2 protein-coding genes are annotated in these 4194 nt (G+C 75.3%); both read right to left on the bottom strand.

Going from position 1 to position 4194, the window contains the following annotated elements:
• A partial coding sequence (gene malQ / locus PYV61_RS21690; RefSeq protein WP_275835584.1) for a 4-alpha-glucanotransferase occupies positions 1–1864 on the bottom strand: 1864 nt, incomplete at its 3' end.
• Positions 1861–4101: a 1,4-alpha-glucan branching protein GlgB gene (gene glgB / locus PYV61_RS21685; protein WP_275835582.1), complete on the bottom strand. Its 2241-nt coding sequence runs from the start codon at positions 4099–4101 to the stop codon at positions 1861–1863. The genes malQ and glgB, both read right to left, overlap by 4 nt.
• Positions 4102–4194 lie beyond the last annotated feature (93 nt).

Genomic DNA, 4194 nt, shown 5'->3' with positions numbered 1-4194 from the left:
GCAGCGCGGCGCGCTCGCGCCCGCGGTCGTCGGCGGCGCCGGCGGCCGCTTCGTCGGTCAGCAGCAGCCCGACCTCGCGGCGCAGCTCCGGGTCGCGCCCGCCCCACCATCCGGCGAGCGGCGCCAGGTCGTGCGTGTTGGCCGTGGCGAGCGCCATGCGCGGGTACGCGCGCGGCACGCGGAACGCGCCGTCCCCCTCGCGCTCGAACACCAGCACCTTCGAGCTCAGGACGCCCCAGCGCGCGAGGGCGGGCGGCACGTCGGCCGGCACGGTGCCGAGGTCCTCGCCCACGACGAGCGCGTTGGCGCGCACGCTCTCCAGCGCCAGCACGCCGAGCAGGTCGTGCGAGGGGAAGCGCACGTACGCCCCCTCGGCGCCCGACATCCCCGCCGGGATCCAGAACTGCCGGAAGAGCCCGAGCACGTGGTCGATGCGCAGCGCGCCGGCGTGCCGCAGCGCGTTGCGCACCAGCGCCGCCCAGAAGTCGTAGCCGCGCGCGCGCAGCCGGCGCGGGTCGACCGCCGGCAGCCCCCAGTTCTGCCCCTCGGGCCCGAGCGGGTCCGGCGGCGCGCCCACGCTCACGTCGCGCAGGAACAGGTCGGGCTCCGCCCACACGTCGCTCCCCGCCGGCGACGCGCCGATCGCGAGGTCCTCGTACAGCCCCACCGGCAGCCCGAGCGCCCGCGCCTCGGCCGCCGCCGCCCCGAGCTGCCGATCCAGCTCGAACTGGCACCACCGGTGGAAGTCGACCGCCTCCGCGTTCGCCGCGCGGAATGCGGCGATCCCGGGACCGCGGGGGTCGCGCACCTCCTCCGGCCACTCCGGCCACCAGCCGCACCCGAGCGGGCGGAAGTGCTCGTCGAGCGCCTGGAACGTGGCGAAGCGCTCCAGCGGCTCCCCCTGCGCCGCCGCCCACGCCACGTACGCGGCCGCGCGCGCGTCCCCCGCCGGCCGCGACGCGAACGCCCGGTGCAGCGCCTCGAGCACGGGGCGCTTGAGCGCCATCACGCCGGCGTAGTCCACGTGCGTCGCGCCGCGCAGCTCGGCCAGGCGCTCCTGCAGGCCGGGCGACGCCAGCAGCGCCCGCGCCTCGTCGCTCTCGGCCAGCTCCGGCACCGCCTCGACGTCCAGGTACAGCACGTTGCGGAAGACGCGGCTGACCGGGCTGTACGGACTCACGTCGCCGTCGGCGTTGCGCAGCGCGTGCAGCGGGTTCACGCCGACGAACGCCGCCCCCACGTCGCGCGCCAGCCGCGCCAGCGCGCGCAGGTCGGTCAGGTCGCCGACGCCCCAGTTCCGCGCGCTGCGCACCGCGTACAGGTTCGCGATCAGCCCCGACACGCGCTCGCCGCCGAGCACCTGCTCGGGCGCGGCGCAGCGGGGCGGCACGACGATCAGCCGCTGCGCCGACTCGCGCGTCCCCGACGGGTCGCGCAGCGCGAGGCGCAGGTCGTGGTAGCCGAGCGGCGGGACCAGCTCCGGCGGGACGACGTGCAGGACGCCGGCGCCGTCGGCACGCCCGCGCCCCTCGGCGACGAGCCGCTCGTCGCCCTCCCCCTCGCCGCGCCACCACAGCGCGTACTCGACCTCCGCGTCGGCCGCCGCGCGCGCCTGCACCGTGAGCGGCGTCCCCGGGCCGGGCGACACCGCCACGCAGCTCGGCGCCAGCGCGCGCCCGGCCTGCTCGGCCTGCAGCGCGTCGAGCGCCTCGCGCGCGCCCTCCTCGTCGGTCGGCGCGTCGAGCGCGGCCAGCAGCCGGTCGCGCGTGGCGTCGCCGAGCCGGTGCAGCCGCCCGGCGACGTCGTGGTACTCCGGCAGCACCCCCAGCGCGGCGGCGAGCGCCGCGCGCGCGCCGTCGCTCACGCCTCCTCCGCCGGCGTCAGCACCAGCGCCGCGAGCGGCGGCAGCGACAGCTCGACGCTCTGCGCGTGGCCGTGGTACGGGACCGGCTCGGCCTCGAGCAGCTCGGGCTGCTCCCACCCGCTCCCCCAGTACGCCGCGTCGTCGGTGGACAGGGCGAGCCGGTACGCGCCGCGCCTCGGCACGCCCACGCGGTACCGCTGCCGCGGGATCGGCTGGAAGTTGAGCACCGCGACGACGTGGTCGGCGCCGTCGCGCCGGACGTACGAGATCACCGAGTTGTCGCGGTCGGCCACGTCCACCCACTGGAAGCCGTGCGGGTCGTGGTCGTGGCACCAGAGCGCCGGGTGCGCCCGGTACAGCGCGCCCAGCGACTCCATGAGGCGCGTCACCCCCGAGTGCGCGGGCGACTCCGCCAGGTGCCAGTCGAGCGAGCGGTCGTGGTTCCACTCGCCCCACGGCGCCATCTCGGTCCCCATGAACACGAGCTTCTTGCCGGGGCGCGTCCACTGGTACGCGAGCAGCAGCCGGAGGTTGGCGAACTTGCGCCACGCGTCGCCGGGCATCTTGTCGAGCAGCGACTTCTTGAGGTGCACCACCTCGTCGTGCGACAGCGGCATGATGAAGCGCTCGCTGTACTCGTACATCATGGCGAACGTCAGCTGGTCGTGGTGCCACGGCCGGTACAGCGGGTCCTTCGCCATGTACTCCAGGGTGTCGTGCATCCACCCCATGTTCCACTTGAACGTGAACCCGAGCCCCCCCTCCGCGGCCGGCTTCGTGACGCCCGGCCACGCCGTCGACTCCTCGGCGACGGTGAAGCAGCCGGGGTAGTCGGTGCGCACCACCTCGTTCACGCTGCGCAGGAACTCGATCGCGTCGAGGTTCTCGCGCCCGCCGTACCGGTTGCGGAGCCACTGCCCCGGCGCCCGCGAGTAGTCGAGATAGAGCATCGACGCCACCGCGTCGACGCGCAGCCCGTCGACGTGGAACTCGTCGAGCCAGAACAGCGCGTTGGCGAGGAGGAAGTTGCGGACCTCGTGGCGCCCGTAGTTGAAGATCAGCGTCCCCCAGTCGGGGTGCTCGCCCAGGCGCGGGTCCTCGTGCTCGTACAGCGCGGTGCCGTCGAAGCGGCGCAGCGCGTAGTCGTCCTTCGGGAAGTGCGCCGGCACCCAGTCGAGGATCACGCCGATCCCGCGCTGGTGCAGCGTGTCCACGAGGTAGCGGAAGTCGTCCGGCGAGCCGTAGCGCGACGTCGGCGCGAAGAAGCCCGTGACCTGGTAGCCCCACGAGCCGTAGAAGGGGTGCTCGCCGATCGGGAGCAGCTCGACGTGCGTGAAGCCGAGCCGCGCGACGTGGTCGGCCAGGCGCGGCGCCAGCTCGCGGTAGGTGAACGGCCGCTCCGGGTCGGCCGGGTCGCGCGCCCACGAGCCCAGGTGCACCTCGTAGATCGCCATCGGCTCGCGCGCCGGCTCGCGCCGCGGCCGCTCGTCCATCCACTCGCCGTCGCCCCACGCGTACGGCTCGCCCCCCTGGACGATCGACGCCGTCTGCGGCGCCTGCTGCATCTTGGCCGCGAACGGGTCGGTCTTGAGGCGCAGCATCCCCTCGCGCGTGCGGATCTCGTACTTGTAGCACGCGTTGTGGTCGATCTCCGGGATGAACAGCTCCCACACCCCGCTGCCGCCCAGGCGGCGCATGGGGAAGAGGCGCCCGTCCCACCCGCTGAAGTCGCCGACGACGCTGACGCGCCGCGCGTTGGGCGCCCAGACGGCGAACGACGTCCCGCGCACCCCGTCGACGGTGCGGACGTGCGCGCCGAGCTTCTCCCACAACCGGCGGTGCGTCCCCTCGCCGAACAGGTGCAGGTCCACCTCGCCGAGCGTCGGCAGGAAGCGGTACGGGTCGTCGCGCTCCCACACCGCCCCGCTCGCGAAGCGGAAGCGCAGGCGGTAGCGGAACGGCAGCGTCTCGCCGGCCAGGAACAGGCCGAACAGCCCCGGCCCGTCGGGCTCCATCGGGAGCGCCGCCCCGCCGCCGGCCGGCACGACCTCGCAGGCGACGGCGTCGGGGTGCCACGCGCGGACGATCAGCCCCGCGATGTCGTCGACGCGGCCCGGGTGCACGCCGAGCAGCCCGTGCGGGTCGGTGACGTCGCCCCCGAGCAGCCGCGCCGCCTCGAGCGCCGGGGCCGGGGGCGGCGGCAGCGTGACCGGCGCGGAGGGCGCGTCGGCGAGCACCGCGCCCGCCGCGGGGGCGCCTTCGCCGTCGGCTCCGCCGGAAGTCGGAGGCCAAGCGGTCTTAGGAAGACAAATCGTGGTCTCAACTCCTTG

The sequence above is a fragment of the Roseisolibacter sp. H3M3-2 genome, from assembly GCF_029211165.1.
Classification (GTDB): domain Bacteria; phylum Gemmatimonadota; class Gemmatimonadetes; order Gemmatimonadales; family Gemmatimonadaceae; genus Roseisolibacter.
This window is presented reverse-complemented; position numbering and strand designations above follow the sequence as displayed.